The 19,521-nt window shown below is 52.6% G+C and carries 18 protein-coding genes, 1 pseudogene and 1 other annotated feature; of the genes and pseudogenes, 3 read left to right on the top strand and 16 right to left on the bottom strand.

Annotation, left to right across the window (positions count from 1 at the left end; translation table 11 throughout):
• From LKD23_RS11190 to LKD23_RS11175, 4 genes are all read right to left on the bottom strand, one after another.
• On the bottom strand, nucleotides 1-446 hold a 446-nt coding region (locus LKD23_RS11190; protein WP_227621717.1), incomplete at its 3' end, for a class I SAM-dependent methyltransferase.
• A 19-nt stretch (nucleotides 447-465) separates the two neighbouring features.
• A complete protein-coding gene (locus LKD23_RS11185; RefSeq protein WP_227621716.1) occupies nucleotides 466-1,149 on the bottom strand; it encodes a class I SAM-dependent methyltransferase in 684 nt (227 codons plus the stop codon).
• Between the two features lie 22 nt (nucleotides 1,150-1,171).
• Nucleotides 1,172-1,783 (bottom strand): class I SAM-dependent methyltransferase, encoded by a 612-nt coding sequence (locus LKD23_RS11180; protein WP_227621715.1) that lies wholly within the window; start codon nucleotides 1,781-1,783, stop codon nucleotides 1,172-1,174.
• Between the two features lie 247 nt (nucleotides 1,784-2,030).
• The gene (locus tag LKD23_RS11175) at nucleotides 2,031-2,813 is read right to left on the bottom strand and encodes a ZIP family metal transporter (RefSeq protein ID WP_097770701.1); all 783 of its coding nucleotides are present in this window, start codon (nucleotides 2,811-2,813) and stop codon (nucleotides 2,031-2,033) included.
• A 288-nt stretch (nucleotides 2,814-3,101) separates the two neighbouring features.
• On the opposite strand from LKD23_RS11175, the gene LKD23_RS11170 reads away from it, so the two are divergent.
• The gene (locus tag LKD23_RS11170) at nucleotides 3,102-3,938 is read left to right on the top strand and encodes a hypothetical protein (RefSeq protein WP_227621714.1); all 837 of its coding nucleotides are present in this window, start codon (nucleotides 3,102-3,104) and stop codon (nucleotides 3,936-3,938) included.
• Nucleotides 3,939-4,282: 344 nt separating this feature from the next.
• On the opposite strand, the gene LKD23_RS11165 is transcribed toward LKD23_RS11170, so the two are convergent.
• From LKD23_RS11165 to LKD23_RS11115, 10 genes and pseudogenes are all read right to left on the bottom strand, one after another.
• Nucleotides 4,283-5,041, bottom strand: a complete 759-nt coding sequence (locus LKD23_RS11165) for a cyclase family protein (RefSeq protein WP_112091591.1) — start codon at nucleotides 5,039-5,041, stop codon at nucleotides 4,283-4,285.
• Between the two features lie 530 nt (nucleotides 5,042-5,571).
• On the bottom strand, nucleotides 5,572-6,099 hold the full coding sequence (locus LKD23_RS11160; protein WP_156057662.1) for an isochorismatase family protein: 528 nt from the start codon (nucleotides 6,097-6,099) through the stop codon (nucleotides 5,572-5,574).
• Between the two features lie 227 nt (nucleotides 6,100-6,326).
• Nucleotides 6,327-6,716 (bottom strand): C-GCAxxG-C-C family protein, encoded by a 390-nt coding sequence (locus LKD23_RS11150; RefSeq protein WP_207685221.1) that lies wholly within the window; start codon nucleotides 6,714-6,716, stop codon nucleotides 6,327-6,329.
• A 32-nt stretch (nucleotides 6,717-6,748) separates the two neighbouring features.
• Complete coding sequence (locus LKD23_RS11145; RefSeq protein ID WP_227621713.1) at nucleotides 6,749-7,375, bottom strand: alpha/beta fold hydrolase; 627 nt, start codon at nucleotides 7,373-7,375, stop codon at nucleotides 6,749-6,751.
• A 27-nt stretch (nucleotides 7,376-7,402) separates the two neighbouring features.
• Nucleotides 7,403-8,170: an EFR1 family ferrodoxin gene (locus LKD23_RS11140; protein WP_227621712.1), complete on the bottom strand. Its 768-nt coding sequence runs from the start codon at nucleotides 8,168-8,170 to the stop codon at nucleotides 7,403-7,405.
• A gap of 58 nt (nucleotides 8,171-8,228) precedes the next feature.
• A complete protein-coding gene (locus LKD23_RS11135) occupies nucleotides 8,229-8,705 on the bottom strand; it encodes an NUDIX hydrolase (RefSeq protein ID WP_055191196.1) in 477 nt (158 codons plus the stop codon).
• Between the two features lie 107 nt (nucleotides 8,706-8,812).
• Nucleotides 8,813-9,796: a Gfo/Idh/MocA family protein gene (locus LKD23_RS11130; protein ID WP_227621711.1), complete on the bottom strand. Its 984-nt coding sequence runs from the start codon at nucleotides 9,794-9,796 to the stop codon at nucleotides 8,813-8,815.
• 322 nt (nucleotides 9,797-10,118) lie between these two features.
• Nucleotides 10,119-10,250: pseudogene (locus LKD23_RS11125) on the bottom strand (DNA/RNA nuclease SfsA); the annotation flags it as partial.
• Nucleotides 10,251-10,360: 110 nt separating this feature from the next.
• Entirely contained in the window at nucleotides 10,361-10,738 is a 378-nt protein-coding gene (locus LKD23_RS11120; RefSeq protein WP_227621710.1) for a desulfoferrodoxin family protein, read from the bottom strand.
• A 116-nt stretch (nucleotides 10,739-10,854) separates the two neighbouring features.
• On the bottom strand, nucleotides 10,855-11,049 hold the full coding sequence (locus LKD23_RS11115; protein WP_227621709.1) for an HFLK protein: 195 nt from the start codon (nucleotides 11,047-11,049) through the stop codon (nucleotides 10,855-10,857).
• Between the two features lie 103 nt (nucleotides 11,050-11,152).
• Nucleotides 11,153-11,412 (top strand) — a binding site (T-box leader).
• A gap of 105 nt (nucleotides 11,413-11,517) precedes the next feature.
• Here LKD23_RS11115 and LKD23_RS11110 point away from each other — a divergent pair.
• A complete protein-coding gene (locus LKD23_RS11110) occupies nucleotides 11,518-12,462 on the top strand; it encodes a bile acid:sodium symporter family protein (RefSeq protein WP_227621708.1) in 945 nt (314 codons plus the stop codon).
• A 293-nt stretch (nucleotides 12,463-12,755) separates the two neighbouring features.
• Here the strand turns inward: LKD23_RS11110 and LKD23_RS11105 are convergent, their stop codons facing one another.
• A complete protein-coding gene (locus LKD23_RS11105) occupies nucleotides 12,756-14,810 on the bottom strand; it encodes a TIM-barrel domain-containing protein (protein WP_227621707.1) in 2,055 nt (684 codons plus the stop codon).
• Nucleotides 14,811-15,032: 222 nt separating this feature from the next.
• Nucleotides 15,033-18,251, bottom strand: coding sequence for a response regulator (locus LKD23_RS11100; RefSeq protein ID WP_368670658.1), 3,219 nt, complete (start codon nucleotides 18,249-18,251; stop codon nucleotides 15,033-15,035).
• 300 nt (nucleotides 18,252-18,551) lie between these two features.
• Here LKD23_RS11100 and LKD23_RS11095 point away from each other — a divergent pair, with 300 nt between their 5' ends.
• On the top strand, nucleotides 18,552-19,331 hold the full coding sequence (locus tag LKD23_RS11095) for an SDR family oxidoreductase (protein ID WP_227621706.1): 780 nt from the start codon (nucleotides 18,552-18,554) through the stop codon (nucleotides 19,329-19,331).
• Nucleotides 19,332-19,521 lie beyond the last annotated feature (190 nt).

Below are 19,521 nucleotides of genomic sequence, written 5' to 3'. Positions count from 1 at the left end.
ATCTTGTCAAACCATGCGGGGTCTTTCAGGTCGCAGGGGATGTTTTGCTCCCGCTCCCCGGCGGGCAGCAGCTGCTGCCGCAAGGCAATGACATCCGGGAAGTCCAGATTGTAAATTTTGCATCTGCCGTTGTCGCAGGCTCTGCCGGTGTTATCCAGCCCGCAGCCCAGGTTGACTACCGCCGCGCAGGGGTGTTTTTTCAGGTACGCCCGCACCTCAAAGGCAAGGTCATTCTGCCGCATGGCCACCTCCAGCGCACCGAACCGCTGCATCAGGCTGCGGGAGTTTTTCTCTGCCTCTGAAAAGTCGTAATCGATCTGGTCGATCAGATGCACCGCTGTTTCGTCCCGATAAAGGTTCGGATACAGCTCGGTACACAGCTTCCGGGAATACAGTGGGAGGATCAGCGTCTCCTGCACGGTGTTTTTCTCGATTTTGTATTTCATAGGTTCCTTCCTGTTCTCCTTATTCTGCTTTCCGGCAGACAAACCATGCCATGCTCTTCACTGTTCCAAGTGTTACGGTTGCATACCGTTTCTCCAGCCGTTTTTTCAAACTGAAGGCCGTCTCGTAGGGCGGCGTGAAGAACCCCATCTTTTCATAAATGTGCCGGACAAACCAATCCGTCCGCTTGTGCTCGCCCTTCACATAGAAGCAGCCGCAGAAGGTCCCGCCGGGCCTCAAGACCCGGAACACTTCCCGGTAAGCAGCTTCTTTCTCCGGGAACGCGTGAAAGCCGTTCAGCGACAACACAATGTCAAATGCACCGTCCGCAAAGGGCAGCGCACCTACATCCCCCTGCTGAAGGGTCACATTCTTCAGGTGCAGGCGGTCTGCCTTTTCCTGTGCCTGTCCCATCATATCTGCCGAGTAATCCAGACAGGTGATGTCCGCTTTGGGCAGCGTCTTGTAAAGCGGCATGGTCAGAATGCCGGTGCCCACCGGCACCTCCAGCAACTTGCCGGAAAAATGCTCCGGGATGCCGGACAGTGCCTTTTCCAGATAGGCATCGTTTTCCGCCTTGTTCATGTCCCACACCAGACGGCACACCGCTTTCCCGCTCAGGGTGGAGCAGGTGATCATACCATCATAAAAATTGTTGCCGCCTGTCAGCCGATAGGCACCGCGGATTGCTTCTTTTCGTTCCATGCTCCGTCCTCCTTACACTATTTCACCGCTTTTGCGCCGTAACGCAAAGCCAGCCCTTTTTATTTTTGTGGCTTTGGATCTGACAAAATCCTGCTTTTTCCAGATACTCTTTCAGTGCAGTATCCGTATAGATGGCCATGCCATCGATGATCTGCGTCCATTTGTCGTCTTTTGTCGTTTCGCCGTTTGCTTCATTGCAGATGAAAAAGACCCCGCCGGGCTTCAGCACTCGATAGACCTCTCTGAAATTCTGTGCAAGCTCCGGCCAGAAATAGACCGTTTCAAAGGCGGTCACCACATCAAACTGCTCCGCTTCAAACGGCAGCTCTGCCACACTTGCCTGTTGCACGGTACACCGTCCTGCCGCAATGGCTCTTGCATTGACCTTTCGCGCTTTTTCCACGCTGACGGCTGAGTAGTCAATGCCCTGCACCTTGCCGTTGGGGCACAGTTTCAACAGCGCTTTAATGTTCGCTCCACCGCCGCAGCCGCAGTCCAGCACCATGGCATCCGGGGCAGGCTGTAAAAAACTCAGCCCCCATTCTGCCATTGCGCTGTGTCCAAAGTTCATCATAGCAACCATGATTTTCCCGCCAAAGCCTACGGGCTTTCGGGTGTTTTCAAAAAAGGACATAACGCCACCCTCTTTCTATTTACCGTTCACAATGCAATACTTTTTACCAGATGCGCCCACTGCTCCGGGTGACAGGCCATCAATTCCTCGTGCCACAAGTTAGGTAAAGCTAACTTTCAGTCTTATAAAAAGCCGCTTCTCAGCGGTCCTTCTGCCAAAATAATACGCCCTGCCGTCTCCTCTGTCAAGAATTTCAGGCATTTTCGGGTATTCCGAAAGAGATTTCGCTCTCGGGAACCCCCAACCATCACCCCAGTGCCACATCCAGCACCATCATCACGCTGAATCCCACCGCAAAAAACACCGTGCCGACGTTGGAGTGCTGCCCCTGCGACATTTCCGGGATCAGTTCCTCCACCACAACATACAGCATGGCTCCGGCAGCAAAGCTGAGCAGATAGGGCAAAGCAGGCACCACGATGCCTGCCGCCAGAATCGTCAACACTGCCCCGATGGGCTCTACGATGCCGGACAGCACGCCGCCCCAGAACGCCCGGCCTTTTTTCATTCCTTCCGCCCGCAAGGGCATGGAGATGATGGCCCCCTCCGGAAAGTTCTGAATGGCAATGCCAAGGGAAAGTGCCAGCGCCCCGGCGGCGGTGATCTGAGCAGTTCCGGCAAGGTATCCGGCATAGACTACGCCCACTGCCATACCCTCCGGGATGTTGTGCAGCGTCACCGCCAGAACCATCATGGTGGTGCGCTGGAGCTGGCTTTTTGGCCCTTCGGCCTGCAAACTGTTCTGGTGCAGATGCGGGATGAGATGGTCCAGCAGCAGCAAAAACAGGATACCCAGCCAGAAACCCACCGCCGCCGGGAAAAATGCCAGCCTGCCCAGATCTGCGGCCTGCTCCATAGCCGGGATCAGCAAGCTCCATACCGACGCCGCCACCATCACTCCGGCGGCAAAGCCGGTGAGGGCGCGCTGGATACCGTCACGCAGAGAGTTTTTCAAAAAGAACACACAGCCCGCCCCAAGGCTTGTGCCCAGAAAGGGAATCAAAATCCCCCAGAATGCGTCTTGTATCATGTAGTACCTCCTTGCGGTTAAATGTAACTAACCGCACAAGCAGTATACTGCGCTCCGGCAAAAAGGTCAAGGGCTTTGCGGTATAGAGGATGCAGATCTTTCCTGCATCGAAAAATTCACCTCTGCAAACTTGCCGGTTTCTACTTGACAACGCCCGATGGGAGTGCTATTTTTATTTCGCGAATTTGTTTTGCCTAACCATCTGAGGGGTTTTTCCCCTGCATTTTTTGCTCCAATTGTTAGGTAAAACTAACTGTTTTTTCAAAACTGAGACAGAGGTGTGTTATCATGAGATTGAAAAAAGTATTTGCAGGTGCACTTGCGGCCGCTATGCTGGTATGCGCTGTGGCAGTCCCGGCCTTCGCTGCGGAAGAGGTGGAACAGGAAAACTGCCTGACCTCCAGCTATGTCCAGATGAACATTCCCTACGCCGACTTCTACAAGGCTGCCGGTGTGGACAACGCATCTGAGATCGACGCTGTGACCAGCGCCACCAAGAACAAGACCCGTGCGGGCAACCTTGTCGCCGGTTCCTACCACGTCAACGCGGACGGCTCCGACATCACCGGCGTTTCCTTCCCGGTCAAGGTGCTGACCCCGTGGGCGCTGAAGAATGCAAAGCAGGTCACCGATGCCGACAGCTACGACATTACCGTTACCCTGAAGGACAAGGAATCCACCACCACCTACACCGGCGCAGATGCCTTGTTTGAGAACGAGAGCTACGCTTACTACAAGCTCAGCGAGACCCCTGCCTACTACATCACCGCATGGTATAACCTGCTGAGCGGCAAGTGGGAGTTTGGCAAGGTCCACGCCACCGAGACCACCGTAGAGGGCACCACTGTGAAGCTGAATACCAACGGTCACCGCGCCACCTACGAGATGAAGATCTCCGGTTTCGATCTGGACTACAAGACCAACAAGGTCTACGGCGTAGTTCTGACCACCGCCGATGGCAGTGAGTACGGCCTGCAACATTTGGCCAACATCTGGCATGGTACCAAGCTGGGCTTCAATGCCGATGATCCTTACTTTGCATCCATCATCGGCAAGACGATTACTCAGATCACCTTCTACGCCGCCGACGGCGTGTATGTCCTGCCGGTCAATGTGGCGCTGTGAATACACGGGAAACTGCCTATTTATTGAAAATATAACACAAAAGGGCAAAGTCTCCTGAATGCAGGCGGCTTTGCCCTTTTTTATTGCAGATGGAGCCCAATCGCAGGGTCAACAGTTTTTACGTCTGCAATACGGAATCAATATTGCCGGCATTACTCTGCGAATCACAAAAGGGTCCATCCAACAGCACTACTGCGGGATGGACCCTTTTTATTCGCCTTCCGGCTCCTTGCAGACATCCACCCAGCCCTCGGCTCCGGCGGCTGCTTCCAGCTCCTGCAAGGTCAGCTTGACAGCGGTGTGACCGTTGCCCGCCGCAAGGACATTTTCCCACTTCTCCGCTCTTATTCGGTAATGGCCCAGACCCGTGCAGGCAGACCAGTTGCACCTTCAATGCGGGGATAAGAAACGATGACCACCGCACCGGCAGGCTGAACTTTATCCAGATTTGCAAGCACCTCCACCTGCAGCTTGTCGTTGTCCAGAACATAGCGCTCGCAGGCAAGGTCGCCCTTTTCCTCCGCCACCGCAGAGGAATCGGTATCCAGCGTTTCGTGGCCGTTGGCGGCGGCGTTGCGCACCTTGTAGATATACTCCAATGCTTCCAGCGACCAGCCGGGGGCATTTTCTTTGCCCTCTGCGTCGATGCCGGACAGCGCATCCATATCCGGCCACTTCTTGTACCAGTCGCTGCGCAGAGCCACCAGCGCACCATCCGGGATAGGACCGTACTTTGCTTCATAGGCCTTGATGTCCTCCACCGTCACAGCGTAGCGAGGGTCTTTCTTGGCCTGCTCAGAAATATCAATGACCACCAGCGGGAAGATCAGGTCGTTCACATCGTACTTTTCGGACAGCGCTTTGCCCTTGATGAAGTGACCCGGGAAGTCGATATGGGTACCGAACTGTCCGGGGAATTTGAAGGTCTGGATCAGGCATTCCAGTTCCGGCTTGCCCCAGTCCCACACGGTCTTTGCCAGCTCCACAGAGCCTTCCGGGATGCCGGACCAGTAGGGGCTTTCGTTGTTCAGCGAGTGAGAAAGCTCCACCCAGCGATATTTTTTAGCATCCTTCAGTGCGTTCCACAGTTTATAATCAGCCATTGTCGGTTCTCCTTTTATTGTGACGATGTGTGTTCGGGCACTTCTCCCAGACAACGGCATCTTCCTGTTTTTGCTCAGTCTGTCTGCCGGGAATTTGTCTGGGAGCAGCGCATTCGCCCGGGCAGCCTGTGCCGGGCATCTGCTGTATGTTTCATCTGCCTGTGCTCCCTTCCTTGTGTTGGGGATAGTATAAACTCATTTTCGCACCATGTCAATAGGTTTATTCTATCAAAGACTTCCCCGGCAAACGACAGGTCAGCAAACCGTTCGCCCTTGCAATAACATTTCGTCATCCCCTTTCCCTTTTATCGCAACTCCTCCAGCAGGGCGGTGCAGCCCTCCAGCACATCCTGCCATGTGGCTTCAAAATCCCCGCCTTTTCCACTAAGTCCTTCATCACAAATTCCGCCATAGGGCTGCGGCAGATATTCACATGATACTGATTTATTGAATTTACTGCAACATAATCTTGAAGTTTATGTAATGTATTTCGGTAACAAAGGTATTCAGCAAAGACCGTTTACGCTATATCATTTTTTGAGCAATTCCAATGCCCTGTCCATTGGTACGCAGTCTGCATATCGTTCAGGCCAGAGAAATTCATTATAGTAATGGTAAGCCTGTTCCCTAGTCATGTACTCATTGTCCTGCGTAGAATTTGCATAGGCAGGAACAATCATGTGTAAGCCATGCTCAAAACCAGCCTCTACCGTGGCATTGATACAGAAATCAGTCATAATGCCACAAATCATCACGTCTTTTTCTTCCTTTGCAGTCAGATACTCAAGCAGACCACTCTCTTTTTTGAACGCGCTGCATACGGACTTGATAAACCGTTTTTCATCAGGCATCGGTTGAAACTCGGAATAAACCTCAAACTCATCATCCCCGATAGAGAATCCGGTATCAGGTCCATCATCATGCTGTACATAAATAACTTCTATGCCTTGTTCTCGAGCTGCTCCAATCAGCTTTTTGATATTACCAACAAACTTTCTGAACTCATATAAGCGTTCATCCACGATACCATTCTGTGCATCTACAACCAATAAAACCATGAATAATCTCTCCTTTTTGAGCTTTTTGCTTTGATTCAAATAAACTAAATTCGTATATTATAATAGAGCGTAACTTCTGCTTCATACACCGATTCTGTATGAGAATCAAATAGCACCCATTCCACTAAATCAAACTGCCCCTTCTCTATTCCTTCCACCATTCCATATCGGTCCCACAGTATGTATCACATAATGCCGTGGCAAACACAAACAAGATCTTCTTCATCTTACTCTCCCAGCACCTCGCCCAGTGCCAGAACAGCGTTGCGGACGCACTCCGGGCACGGGCACAGCGGTGCGCCGTTCTCTATCCCCTTCAGATCCTTGCAGATGGTAGCACCGCACTTTTCCTGAAAGTTTTGCAGCAGCTCCTTGGAAATGCGGGGTGTGCCCTTGCCGTCGGTGACGATGCCCGCCACCATCACAGCGCCGATCAGTGCGCCGCAGGTGCTCTCCATGCAGCCCATGCCGGCGGCATAGCCTGCGCCCAGCTTCATCAGGGTGTCGGCATCCACCGGCAGCTTGTCCTCAAATGTCTTCAGCACCGCCTGTGCACAGTTGCACTGTCCAGTAGCTTTCCATGCGGCAGCCTGTGCCGCCCGTTCTTCGATGTTCATTTTACAGTCCTCTTTCTTTGATGAATCGTAGTCTATTCGATATTGTCATAAAATCTCTGTAACACTGCCGCTAATCCCTTCGGAGCTTCTATGTTTGCTTCATGACCTGCTTTCAGAAGTTCATGGAAGTGGGAATCGCTCAAATAACTGGCAAGTTCCTTTGAGGCTTTTTTGTTTGCGTTGTCCTTTTCGCCACAAACGATCAATACAGGACAAGACACCTTACATAACGAATCTCTGAAATCCAATTCTGCCATTGTGCCGCACAAACTGATCACATCTGCTTTTTTGAATCCAAATTGCTTGAATGTTGCATTTGGCATAAAGCGGAACAGCATATTCTGAAATTTCAATAATTTTTTAGGCATTTTGTATTGTGCCGCAATTAACACAAGCGCCTTTACTTTATCCGGATGGTCTATTGCATAATTAAGTGCCAAAACAGCACCCAGAGAGAGCCCGCACAAGACGATTTCGTCATTTTCCTTGTTGCACTCTTCTGAGAATGCAGTATACAGCTCCCTATAGGTGGCCGCTTTTCCTTCCAGCATCTCTGCCAAGCTCAAGCTGGCGCTTCTGTCCGAAACCGTCGTTTCTTTTATTACTCTGTCCCAAGTGTCTGGTTTTTGTCCTAATCCATGTAAGTATAAATACTTCATCTGCTTTTTACCATCATCGTTTTTCCTTCATACGTCCCGCTTCTCTTTCAGCGCCTCAAAGTGATACCGGGGCTTACCTTTGCTCTTTTTGCCGTACTCGATGGCCTCTTTGGGGCAGTAGCAGATGCACGCCATGCAGTGGGTGCAGTTTTTGCCCCAGACCGGCTTTCCGTTTTCCAGATGGATGTTGTTCAGAGGGCACAGCTCCACGCACTTACCGCAGCCGATGCAGGCATCCGTTGCCCGGAAAGCCTCCGCCTTTACAAAAAAGCGATAGAACACCGGGTTCACCGGGCCGCTCATAAGGCGGTCGTAGAGGGTCTCTCTCGGCGGAGGAAACTCCTGCCCGGCTTTGAGCTGGGTCAGTACCTTCTGAAGCGCAGGCTCTGCCTGCTCCACGATGCTCCGGGCCTGCTCCTTTTGGGGCGCATTGAACATGGCAATATAGTTTTCCGGCATGATGATCTGGGCTGTGCCCATGTACCGCAGCTGCTTTTGCGCCGCAAGCTGCCGGTTATAGCCTGCCGCATTGCCAATTTCGCTGCCGCAGTCCATCACAAACCAGATACGCTCTGCCCCGGTCAGCGCGGTCTTGCCCAGCCACTCCGACACCACCCGGGGGATGCGCCATGCGTAGGTAGGCGTTACCAGCACCACGTCACGCCCGGTCTGCACCGGGGCGGTATCCCCTGCCTTGATGTAAGCGTTCAGGTCGTAAAGCGGCATCTCCAGCCCTTCGGCAATGCGCCGCGCCAGATACCGGCTGTTGCCGGTTCCCGTAAAATAAAGTACCATGGCTGCTCCCTCATTTTGTGTTATTCAGATGCCTGTCTGCTCGACAAACCGGAATTTGTTACTCTAATTCCGTGCGAAGGGTGAATTCATCGGGAAGATCGTAAATCGCTTTTTTCAGGAAAAGCGGATAAAAATATTCATCTTTCAATCTGTCAAACTCCAGCCATTCAAAAGTATGGATATGCTTTCCTTCTGTCAGAGTAAAGACGTTTCCTCTTTCCAGTAGAGTTGTCTCTGAAATATCCACCAGAAAATAAATACACAGTTCATGATAATGTAGATTATCCACATCTTCGGTAAAAAAAGCCTGATTGAGCCATAATGGACGTGTAATCTTTGGAGTTACACCAAGTTCTTCCTGAACTTCCCGAACCACTGCTTGCTCAGCAGTTTCACCCATCTTAACTCTTCCACCCGGAAGATAAAAATAGGGTGAGCGTTCATCGTGCATCGCTAAAATTTTATTTTCCGCGATTATCATGGCACATACTCTATAATTAAATTTTTGATTTTCACAATTATAGGAAATATCCATTGCATTGCCTCTTCTAAATTCTAATTTTCCAATTTAACAAATTCCGAGTTGTCGCTCTCTGTATACCATGGTTTTCGCACGCAAAAGACCCGCGGCAAGGTGCGTGCTTACACCTCACCCGCAAACTTCATGCCCCAGTTCATGCGGATGTCGTACATCAGGCGGGTCAGGGCAAGGCTGTCCTGCGGGGTGTAGCGGTCGCTGCCGGTATGCCCCAGCTTGACGCAGCGGCTTGCTTCCCGGATCTCATACTCAAAGCCGTTGATGTCCACCGGGCAGCGGATGACCTCCGGCTCTTTGCTCTCCACTTCCAGCGTCATGGTCTCGGCGTGCTGGAAATCCGGCAGGAAAATACTGCCCTTGGTGCCAACGATACGGGCGTTGCGCTCCAGCTCCTGCCCGATGGTCTGGACCGACTCCGCCTTGCATCCGCCGGGGTAGGTCAGCGCAAGGCGGCTGTAATCGTCGGTGCCGTACTCGTTGATGTGCACCTCTTTGGTCTCCACCTTCTCCGGGTCCTGTCCGGTGAGGATGCGCAGAAAGCCCAGATTGTAGATGCCGATATCCAGCAGCGCACCGCCGCCCAGACCGGAATCAAACTTGCGGTCCTTCCGGGCACCGGAGGCAACAAAGCCATACTGACAGGTGATCTGCTTCAGTTCCCCGATGGTGCCCGCCGCAAGGATCTCGCGCAGGCGGTCGTACAGCGGCAGCAGCCAGATCCAGAATGCCTCCATGAGAAAAAGGTGCTTTTCCTCCGCCAGTCGGTACAGCTCCCGTGCCTGCTCCGGGCTGATGGTAAAGGGCTTTTCGCACAAAACGTGCTTGCCCTGCTCCAAGCAGAGCTTGCAGTTTTCGTAGTGCAGGGTGTTGGGGGTGGCGATATAGATGGCCTCTACCTCCGGGTCGGCGGCAAGGGCTTCGTAGGAGTCATAGCAGCGGGGGATGCCGTACTGCTGTGCAAACGCCTGTGCGCTTTCCAGATGCCGTGAACCCACGGCAACAAGCTGCTCCCCCTCTGCGCCCATCTGTTCCACCGTAGATGCAAACTTTTTGGCAATGGTGCCGGTCGCTAAAATTCCCCACTTCATAATTGTACCTCCTGGTTTATCACTTTGGATTCGTTGCGTTCAGTATACCATGGTTTTCCCCTGCGGAAAAGATAGTGAAAAACAAAAATGCCCCCGGATGGCTTGTTCCAACTCTCCGGGGACAGATTCTATGCACCAGTATCTTTCATCTTGTTCCAAACATTCTCATCCATTATAATAGAGATAGAAAGAAGGTGCCAACATGAAACATCGCATTGTGACGGCTGCGCAGATGAAGGAAATTGAACGAGCCGGGGATGCCCACGGTCTGTCCTACCTGCAAATGATGGAAAATGCCGGAATGGCGGCTTACGCTGAACTGCAAAAGCAGTTCCTTGCACCGTCCGGTGTTTTTGACATGGACGGTTTCCGCTGTGCCGTTCACATCTACATGGGCAATAAAACGGTTGGGGCGGTCAAGAAAAATGCCGTCCACGATTTCTCTGTATTTCAATGTTTACTCCATTTTCATTTTTGTCTGATACGCCTGTGCCAGAACCATTGGTTGCACGCAAAAACAGGCTCCTGCAAGCGTTCAACCACTGGCAGGAGCCCGTTTATTTCTTACAGCTCCGTCATCCACAGACCATGCAGGTTGCAGTAGGCGTAGACCGCCACCGGCTTTTCGCTGCCCAGCTCAAACACCGCCTTGGGTGCCTGCCCGGGGGCGAGGTAGCGGAGCTGTCCGCCGTTTTCCGTCTCCACAAAGAGCCACTGGATATGGTGCACATCCACCATGGGGTGCTCCACTGCACCCACCGTGACGGTGAGGGTGCTGCCGGAAAGCTCTGCCACCGGCAGATGCTTTTCGCCGCTGGCTTCCACCGTGTTGGGGAGCAGTTCCTTCATCTTTTCGCCGCAGCAGACCAGCGGAACCCCTGCGTTGTGGATGGTGGTGACCAGATTGCCACAGTGCTCACAGATATAAAACTTTGCCTTCATATTCAAATCCTCCATCGGAATGTTGTTGGTGTTTTCTATGGCTATATGATAACATTTCCTAGTTAGATTTTCTGTGACTGGGTCACGCAAGGCTGCCTTGTGCTAGAGGGATACTCTCAGCTTCCCATGGCAATAAGCACCAGCACGACCACCACCGCAATAGCGATAAGGCAGCCGCAGCCGCTGCCGTCTCCACCGCCACCGCCGGACGAGCCGCCGAAGTTGCGGTTGAAGGCCGTCATGTACTGGGCATAGCCCGTGTCACCGGCACGGTAAGGGCGAATGCCCGCAGGGAACGACAAAGCAGCCATTGCATGAACCAGCTTCACTCTTGGCGTGAGCCGGATGAAAAACTAGAAGGGTCGTTTTTCTTGACTTCGACCCGGCAGAAGAGTATACTCCGTGGCAGTGAAATATTCGGCTATGACGAGAAAGAGTACCCGGAAAGAATGCTGCAGAGAGCTGCCGGATGGTGCAAGGCAGTGCAGGGCGTCCGTGGGAAGATCCTCTCCGAGCTTTCCGGCTGAATGGGCGGTATCTACGCCCCAGTAAGCGGGAACGGCAGGCCCCCGTTATCACGGGCCGCGCATTGTTGGATGCGCACTGAGGGGCCGGGCTTTGCACCGGCAATAAGAGTGGTACCGCAGAGGAGTTTATACGCCTTTGTCTCTTACGAACCGTAAGGGACAAAGGCGTTTTTGTTTGCGGGAAAGCCATTTTCCGGATGTTTCATTGCCTTTGCATCCGCAAAAATAAGTGTTCAGAAAAGGAGTATTATCATGAAAACATTGGAAAAAGTAAGCGACTTTGTGGGCAAGTACATGGCCGCCATCGTCATTGTGGTAGCGGCACTGGCTCTGCTGTTCCCCGGCACCTTCAGTGTGGTAAAGACCGCATGGGTCAACACCCTGCTGGGCATCGTCATGTTCGGCATGGGTCTTACCCTGAAGCCGGAGGACTTCAAGGTAGTGTTCAGCCGCCCGAAAGACGTGATCATCGGCTGCATTGCCCAGTTCACCCTGATGCCCTTTTTGGCATGGGCGCTGACGCAGCTGTTCCACCTGCCCACTGAGCTTGCCATCGGTGTCATTCTGGTTGGCACCTGCCCCGGCGGCACCTCCTCTAACGTGATGACCTACCTTTCCAAGGGCGACGTTGCACTGTCCGTTGGCATGACCGCAGTTTCCACCGTGCTGGCGCCTTTCCTCACCCCGCTGCTCACCCTGCTGTATGCCGGCCAGCGCGTGAATGTGAACCCTGTAAATATGTTCCTGTCCATCGTCAAGGTGGTGCTGGTGCCCATCGCACTGGGCTTTGTGGTCAACCACTTCTTCCACGCCTTCACCCAGAACGCCGTCCGTGTCCTGCCGCTGGTCTCCACCACCGCCATCGTGCTCATCATCTGCGCTGTTGTGTCCGCAAACTCCGCCAAGATCATGACCAGCGGCCTGCTGATCCTTGCCGTGGTCATCCTGCACAACCTGCTGGGCTACCTCACCGGCTTTGGCGTGGGTAAGCTGCTGAAGCTGGATTCCACCAAGTGCCGTGCAATTTCCATCGAGGTCGGAATGCAGAACTCCGGTCTGGCCACCTCTCTGGCTGCCGCCCACTTTGCACAGTATCCGCTGGCAACCATCCCCGGCGCTGTGTTCTCTGTGTGGCATAACATTTCCGGTGCCGTCCTCGCCAACTTCTTTGCCCGTACCGCCGAGAAGAAGGACTGAGTTACTACATACCATAAGGGGCTGCTGCACAAGGTCCGTTCCCTGTGCAGCAGCTCTTTTTTCAGTACAAAATTCTGGAGACGTGATGTTCCTGCTTGCCCAGATATGGTTTGCGCCCCAGCCAATGCCGGTATCTTCGATCACCGTCGCACGGCTGGCGTCGATCTCGCCGCTCTGGACTTTTTGGCCCAGATAGCACGTACATTTTATCTGTGATTCAGACAACAAAAAAGAGTGGCAGCATTTCAAGCTGAAACGCTGTCACTCTGTAGGAACTGCGTAATGACTGACGATTATCCTTCTACTTTGACCGTAGCACGATCACTCTTTGCGTTTCCATCCGCATCCAGCGTGATATGCACAAAATGTTCCGGCTTATCATAATCCTTCGTCTCGCCGTCATCGGTATAGTATTCATAGGATGCACCATCGGGAGCATAGGCAAGCAGGCGCAGATCTGCAAAATCCACATCGGCAACGCTCTGGATCTTTTTGCCGTCCTTGGCAAGGGGCAGAAGGTGTCCCTTGCGCATAAAGAACACCACTTCATCCAGCTCCACCGGAATGTAATGATGGCCTGCTGGCAGCACGCTGGTTTCGATGCGGTTGCCTTCGCTGCACTTTACCCGCACCTGCAGCATCTCCTCCGGCAGATAAACGTACCGACCTCGGGCATTTTGCTCATATACCGGGGCGATCAACAGGCTTTCACCGATCATCACCTCATCCTCCACCCGGCGGGCAAAGTCATCCTCCGGGAAGGCGAACGCCAACGGCATACAGTACATGCCGTCGTGCAGGGCAGCTTTCATGTACTCGCTGTAAATGTAGGGCAGCAGCAGGTAGCGCAGCTGTAAAATACCGGCAAAGGCGGCCTTGTTTTTAAAGCGGTAGGGCTCCTGCCGGCGGGTGTCCTTGGCAGAGTGGTTCCGCAGCAGCGGAGAGAAGATGCCCATGCCGTACCAGCGCAGCACCAGATCCTCCGTGGTATTGCTGCCAAAGCCGCCAATGTCGGGGCCTTCGTACAGGAAGCCGCACATATTCAGGGAGGGCATCATGTGCAGCGCAAGCAGAATGTGGCTCCACCAAGAATGGTTGTCGCCGGTCCAGATGCCGCCATACCGGTGCATCCCGATGCAGGCAGAACGGGAGTACATCAAAATGCGCTTGTCCGGCTCCAGCCGCTCAAAAGCCTCGCCTGCAGCACGGGTCATGTTATAACCAAAAAGATTATGTACCTTGTCGTGCCGCATACGCCCCTGTTTGGTGTTGTGGTAGAACATCTTATAATCGTTTTCGTTGTTGGAAAGCTCTGCCACCATGCCGGTAAAAGCACCAAAGCTGGAAATGTCCAGGTTTTGCTTGTCGTATTCCTCAATTTTAGCAAAGGTCTTTTTCAGTCTTTCCTCTGCGTAGAAGATAGCAGGCTCGTTCATATCATTCCAGAAGCCTTCGATCCCCTGATCCAGCAGAACTTTATATTGACTGCCAAACCAAGCACGGGCTTCCGGGTTGAGCATATCGGGGAAGTGTACCCGTCCCGGCCACACACCGGCTACAAAGGGGGTGCCATCCTGATTCGTGCAGAAGTAGCCGTTTTTCACGCCCTCCTCGTACACATCATATCCCTCTTCGACCTTGACTCCTGCATCGATGATGGGGACAAGATGGATGCCCTGCGCTTTCATCTCAGCGGCAAAGTCTGCAAAACGCGGGAAGCGCTGCGCATCCACCGTAAAGTCCTTGTAGCGCTCCATGTAATCAATATCCAGAACCACAGCGTCCAGCGGCATATGATTGGCACGGTAATTTGCCACCACCTCGCGGACCTCGTCCTCGTTCATGTAGCTCCAGCGGCTCTGGGCGTTGCCAAAAGCCCATTTGGGCGGGATATAACTGCGCCCCACCAACTGGCGGAACTGGTGCACAATATCGGTCAGGCTCTCGCCCTCAATGATGTAGAGATCGTAATTTTCCTCGGCCACCGTGATGCGTAAGGTATCCATGTCGGTGTAGCCGCAGTCAAAGGTGACCTTGCCCGGGTAGTCGATAAAAACGCCAAATGTATCCTTGCCGGACACGATCATAAAATTATAAGCACCGTACAGCGAGGATTTGCCCTCGGTATGGTTGCCGTCATCGGAGCACTTGCTTTCGTACACCCACCCGCGCTTGTTGATACCACGGACGTTTTCGCCAAGACCATACAGATTATCCTGCGGTTCCATGGCATAGGAGAAACCATCCGGCTCCTTGGTCAGATAGGGTATCGTTTCCATCATGGGCAAAGAAGAACCCACTACACTTTCGGTATCAAACGGTTGACCGTATTGCTTTTTGTAGATCATAGCAAAACACCTCTCCTTTGTTTTTTGAATCGTCACAGTGTAAAACGTACCAACGTATTTTTGATGGACAATTAAGGAACTCTGACGTTGGCTGGAGCAATTGGGGCTTCAGCCTTATTTTCAACCCAATCGCTGCGGTTGTGCAGCCATTTCAATACAAGATCCTTGAAACGTGATGTTCCTGTTTGCCCAGATATCACGCGCCTTTCTGCAATGCACAGATCACAGCCACTGTTTCAGCACATCGTTCAGCTTATTCAAATCAAGCGGTTTGGCGATATGCTCGTTCATGCCGGTGTTCTTTGCCAGCTGCACATCCTCGGCAAAGGCATTTGCCGTCATGGCAATGATGGGCACTTTGCCCCGGCTGCCGGCAAGGGCACGGATCGCAGCAGTGGCTTCGTAACCATTCATGATGGGCATCTGGATGTCCATAAAAATGAGATCGTACCACTTTTCTGGCGCTTCCATCACCTTTTCGACTGCAATTTTTCCGTTTTCGGCGCTGTCGATGGTCACGCCCGTCATGCCTATGATCTCGGTTGCGATCTCACGGTTCAGCTCGTTATCCTCCACAAGAAGGATCCGCTTACCCGCATAGTTTTCCTTTGCAAAGTCTTCCAGATAGTTCCGGGCGTTTTCCTCCTTCTTCCCGGATGTAAACTGCCGCAGAGTTGCCGTCAGACGGGAACGGAACAGTGGTTTTGCCATAAACGCATTCACGCCCGCCGCTCTGGCTTCTTCTTCGATCTCGCTGAAATCAAAGGAAGTCAGGATGATGATCGTGACATCTTCTCCTACCCGTTCCCGGATTTTTCTGGCGGTTGCAATACCGTCCATTTCCGGCATCTTCCAGTCCAGGATCACCGCAAAATAGTCACTGTTGGTCTCATGACGCGCATAGCAGCGCTCCACAGCTTCCTTACCGGTCAGGACCCATTCGCCCGCTATGCCGATCTCCTGAAGGGTTGCAACGGTGCTTTCGCAGCAGGTCTTGTCATCGTCCACGACCAGTACCGGCAGATCGAGCAGTTCTTTTTCCTGTTCCTTCTCGTTCTTCTGAAGCTTCAGATAGACCGTGACCGTGATCTTCGTTCCCTTGTTGGGAGCGCTTTCGACCTGAATGTCACCATTCATCAGGTTGACGATGTTTCTTGCAATGGCCATGCCAAGACCGGTGCCCTGCACCTTGGTCGTCCGGTGATCGTCTGCCCGGCTGAACGGCTCGAACATGATCTTCTGGAATTCCGGCGTCATACCGATGCCGTTGTCCTCGATGGAAAACTCGTAGCAGCCAAGCTCCGAGAAGCCGTTCGGTTTTTCCTTGATCGTAAGGGTGATGTTTCCTCCATCCGGGGTGTACTTGACGGCGTTGCTCATCAGGTTCACAAAGACCTGCTGGATGCGCAGGCTGTCGCCGCAGACAGCTTCGTGCTCGATGTGCTCAACGTGGGCTTCGAGCTGATGGTGGTGCTCGTCGATTGCCGGTTTTGTGATGGTGAGCAGGTTATCGACCAGCTCCGGCAGGCTGAAATCCTCCTCGGCAAGGCTTATTCGCCCGCTCTCGATTCTGGCCATATCCAGCACTTCATTGATCAGTCCCAACAGATGACGACTCGACTTTGTAATCTTGCCAAGGCACTCGACCACCCTGTCCTGACTCTCGATATTCGCACCCGCAATGGCGGTCAAGCCAACGATTGCATTCATCGGTGTACGGATATCATGGGACATATTGGAGAGGAATTCCGTCTTGGCGCGGCTTGCGTTTTCCGCCGCCCGGTACGCATCCTTCAGTGCCTTATGGGACTCGATCTCGGCCTTTTTCTCCTGTGACACATCCATAGATGCCAGCAGTGCTTTGACCAGCTTTGTTCCATCCCACTCCAGCGGAATGAAGGAACCGATCTTATAGGTGTTTTCGTCTATGGAGCAGTATTCAAATTTGTAGATGTCGTTCTCGCCCTGCAGATTCTTTCGGATATTTTCCGGTGAGAACAATGCGTCTATCGCCGCCAATGGCTCCAACGTCTTATACCTTACAGCCACCTGCTCCACAAAACCATGGTAGGTTCCCGTCGGCGCGTATATCATCTCACCTTGCAGATTATAGAACCGATACCGGTCATTCTCCAGATCGCAGACGACAAAGCGATCCAGCAGACGCACCATACTCTGGATCAAAAGATCCATCGATGCGTTATCTGAGGCCATCTGCATCCGCCGTGCCGTCTCTGCTTTGGACTCTGTGATGTCCCGCAGAAAAATCATCGCATATTCGGAATCTTCGATCTCACCGCGCATGACCACGTTGCTGACCCATCGTTCCTCCCCATCCAGAACGATGCGGCACTCCTGCCGCAGCTCCGTCTCAAGCCCCTTTAGTTTTTCCGTGATGTAGGCGCGATTGTAGAAATCCGTTACAGACTTTTTGTCCTCTTCAACCACATAGTTGTCCACAAAGAACCTGACCAGTCCATCCCATGTGTGGTTCTGCTCAAAGGCCGTCATCAAAGAAGGCTCCACTTTGAAAGTATCAAAGGTGTTCTTTTCCAGATTTACATAGTATTCGCAGAGGTTTGCGCTGGTAAATGCACGGTGAAATGCCGCCGCCCGCTGCGCCTGCATCCGGCTTCTTTTTTCCGCGTCAATGTTGCTGATGATTCCGGCAATTCGATTGGCCGAGCCATCCAGACGGCGTATCACCTCCGCCGATGTCCGGAACCACTGGTATTGGCCATCCTGCATTTTCAGTCGGTACTCTACGCTGAACTTCGTGGCGTTGCTTTTGTCCGCGATCGTTTCCAAAAGCAGCTGCATTACCCGGTCATAGTCCTCCGGGTGCAGAAGGTTCGACCACGAATCCAGTTTGTTCGGAAAATCCAGAATGTCATGATATCCAAGGATCTGCCGGAACGCATGGCTCCAGTTCACATGAACGATCTCACCGTCTTCATTGCACTCAAAATACCACAGCGCGGAATGAATGGATTCGTTGACTAACGCAAGGTTCTCATACGCCCAGTTCATCTGTACTGACATGACCCAGATCGGTGTTCCATCCGTATCGACTGCATCTTTTTTGTAAAGACGCACATAGACGGGAGCCCCATCTGCCGTGAGGAACTGGCTTTCACCTCCGCCCTGAATCTGACGAAAGCGTGCATTGTCAAGGAATGCGGCATCTCTCTTATAGAAAAGATTCTTCAGCGAACCCTTTGTCTGCTCCATCAGGGATGCATAGCTGTGGTTCAGATTATGCAGCAACAGATCACTGACCGACAGGATCGACAATTCGGCATCATAGTACCCGGTAATGGTTCCGACACCGCCATTATGATAGATCGTCTCCTGCATGGCCTGAAGTGCATTTTTCCCCAGCCTTACCGTATCGGAAGTGTAGATTTTATCTGTAAGTCTTCTATCGAATTTCATTTTCATCCTCGTAGGGTTTTGATTCTGCTGCGCACTTCAATTCTGGTATGTCTTTTATGGTCAACTGGCATACTGATTTGTGATCAAGCTTGTACAGTATAACTAGTATAGTATACTTGCGCAGCGTTTCGATTTCAAGCGCTAATTGGCATTGGCTGTGTAAAAAAGAGAGGCCAATCTGCGTAAAAATTTGCGCAAGTTGATCCCTGTACTTTTCCACGATCCGGCTATCCGTATAGACAGCCGCCCCTGCGATGCGGTATACTCGAACCAGATCAACATTTTCAGGAGGGAGAAAACAACAAGGTGGTCATTGTTACCGGCGGAAGCTCCGGCATCGGACGGTGCACGGCATCCGCTCTGAAAGAGAACGGCTGCATCGTCTATGAGTTCAGCCGCAGGAGTATCCCTATGGAGGGCGTCACCCATCTGTCTGTCGATGTGACCGATGAAGATGCGGTCACCGCCGCTGTGCAGCAGGTCATCCAAAAAGAGACCAAAATTGATGCAGTGATCAACTGTGCAGGCTTTGGCATTTCCGGTGCGGTGGAGTTTACGTCCATGGAGCAAGCCAAAGCACAGTTCGATGTGAACTTCTTCGGAACGGTCACTGTAAATAAAGCGGTTCTCCCCTTCCTACGCCGTCAGGGGAAGGGGCATATTGTGAACATCAGCTCCGTTGCTGCCGTAGCGCACATTCCGTTCCAGACCTTCTACTCTGCAAGCAAAGCCGCCGTTTCTTCTTACTCTTACGCTCTGGCAAATGAAGTCAAGCCCTACGGCATCCATGTTACCGTCGTAGAATTGGGTGACATCTGCACCGGATTTACAAAGGCACGTCAAAAAAGCATTCTCGGCGATGATGAATACGGCGGACGCATCTCCCGGAGCGTCAGTCAGATGGAGCATGACGAGCAAAACGGCATGGACCCGGCACGCATTGGACGGTACATCGCCGGTATTGTGGAGAAAAAGAACCCGGCAGTCGTTTATGTTGCCGGTGCACAGTATAAATTCCTGAGTCTTTTGTGCAAGCTCCTGCCTGCCGCAGCACGAGGAAAGATCGTGGGAAAAATATATGGGTAACAGGCGCATTGCTCCGCAAAGCTGCTATATAAACTAAAAAATCCGCCGGGGATGCCTCCCAACAGGGAAGCTCCTCGGCGACTTTTTTACGGCGATGCCGCAGCATCAGCGATTTTTCCAGCCTGATTGAAGAACTGGAGCGGGAGACCATTTTTGACGGTGTGCCTGCCCGACGTCAGGAAAAAGGGCA

The organism is Faecalibacterium butyricigenerans, from assembly GCF_020687345.1.
GTDB lineage: Bacteria > Bacillota > Clostridia > Oscillospirales > Ruminococcaceae > Faecalibacterium > Faecalibacterium butyricigenerans.
This window is presented reverse-complemented; position numbering and strand designations above follow the sequence as displayed.

Bases quoted from the DNA above. Each gene is read 5' to 3' on its own strand.
- LKD23_RS11185 (WP_227621716.1), bottom strand. From the start codon at position 1,149: ATGGAACGAAAAGAAGCAATCCGCGGTGCCTATCGGCTGACAGGCGGC.
- LKD23_RS11180 (WP_227621715.1), bottom strand. From the start codon at position 1,783: ATGTCCTTTTTTGAAAACACCCGAAAGCCCGTAGGCTTTGGCGGGAAA.
- LKD23_RS11175 (WP_097770701.1), bottom strand. From the start codon at position 2,813: ATGATACAAGACGCATTCTGGGGGATTTTGATTCCCTTTCTGGGCACA.
- LKD23_RS11170 (WP_227621714.1), top strand. From the start codon at position 3,102: ATGAGATTGAAAAAAGTATTTGCAGGTGCACTTGCGGCCGCTATGCTG.
- LKD23_RS11165 (WP_112091591.1), bottom strand. From the start codon at position 5,041: ATGGCTGATTATAAACTGTGGAACGCACTGAAGGATGCTAAAAAATAT.
- LKD23_RS11160 (WP_156057662.1), bottom strand. From the start codon at position 6,099: ATGGTTTTATTGGTTGTAGATGCACAGAATGGTATCGTGGATGAACGC.
- LKD23_RS11150 (WP_207685221.1), bottom strand. From the start codon at position 6,716: ATGAACATCGAAGAACGGGCGGCACAGGCTGCCGCATGGAAAGCTACT.
- LKD23_RS11145 (WP_227621713.1), bottom strand. From the start codon at position 7,375: ATGAAGTATTTATACTTACATGGATTAGGACAAAAACCAGACACTTGG.
- LKD23_RS11140 (WP_227621712.1), bottom strand. From the start codon at position 8,170: ATGGTACTTTATTTTACGGGAACCGGCAACAGCCGGTATCTGGCGCGG.
- LKD23_RS11135 (WP_055191196.1), bottom strand. From the start codon at position 8,705: ATGGATATTTCCTATAATTGTGAAAATCAAAAATTTAATTATAGAGTA.
- LKD23_RS11130 (WP_227621711.1), bottom strand. From the start codon at position 9,796: ATGAAGTGGGGAATTTTAGCGACCGGCACCATTGCCAAAAAGTTTGCA.
- LKD23_RS11120 (WP_227621710.1), bottom strand. From the start codon at position 10,738: ATGAAGGCAAAGTTTTATATCTGTGAGCACTGTGGCAATCTGGTCACC.
- LKD23_RS11115 (WP_227621709.1), bottom strand. From the start codon at position 11,049: ATGGCTGCTTTGTCGTTCCCTGCGGGCATTCGCCCTTACCGTGCCGGT.
- LKD23_RS11110 (WP_227621708.1), top strand. From the start codon at position 11,518: ATGAAAACATTGGAAAAAGTAAGCGACTTTGTGGGCAAGTACATGGCC.
- LKD23_RS11105 (WP_227621707.1), bottom strand. From the start codon at position 14,810: ATGATCTACAAAAAGCAATACGGTCAACCGTTTGATACCGAAAGTGTA.
- LKD23_RS11100 (WP_368670658.1), bottom strand. From the start codon at position 18,251: ATGAAAATGAAATTCGATAGAAGACTTACAGATAAAATCTACACTTCC.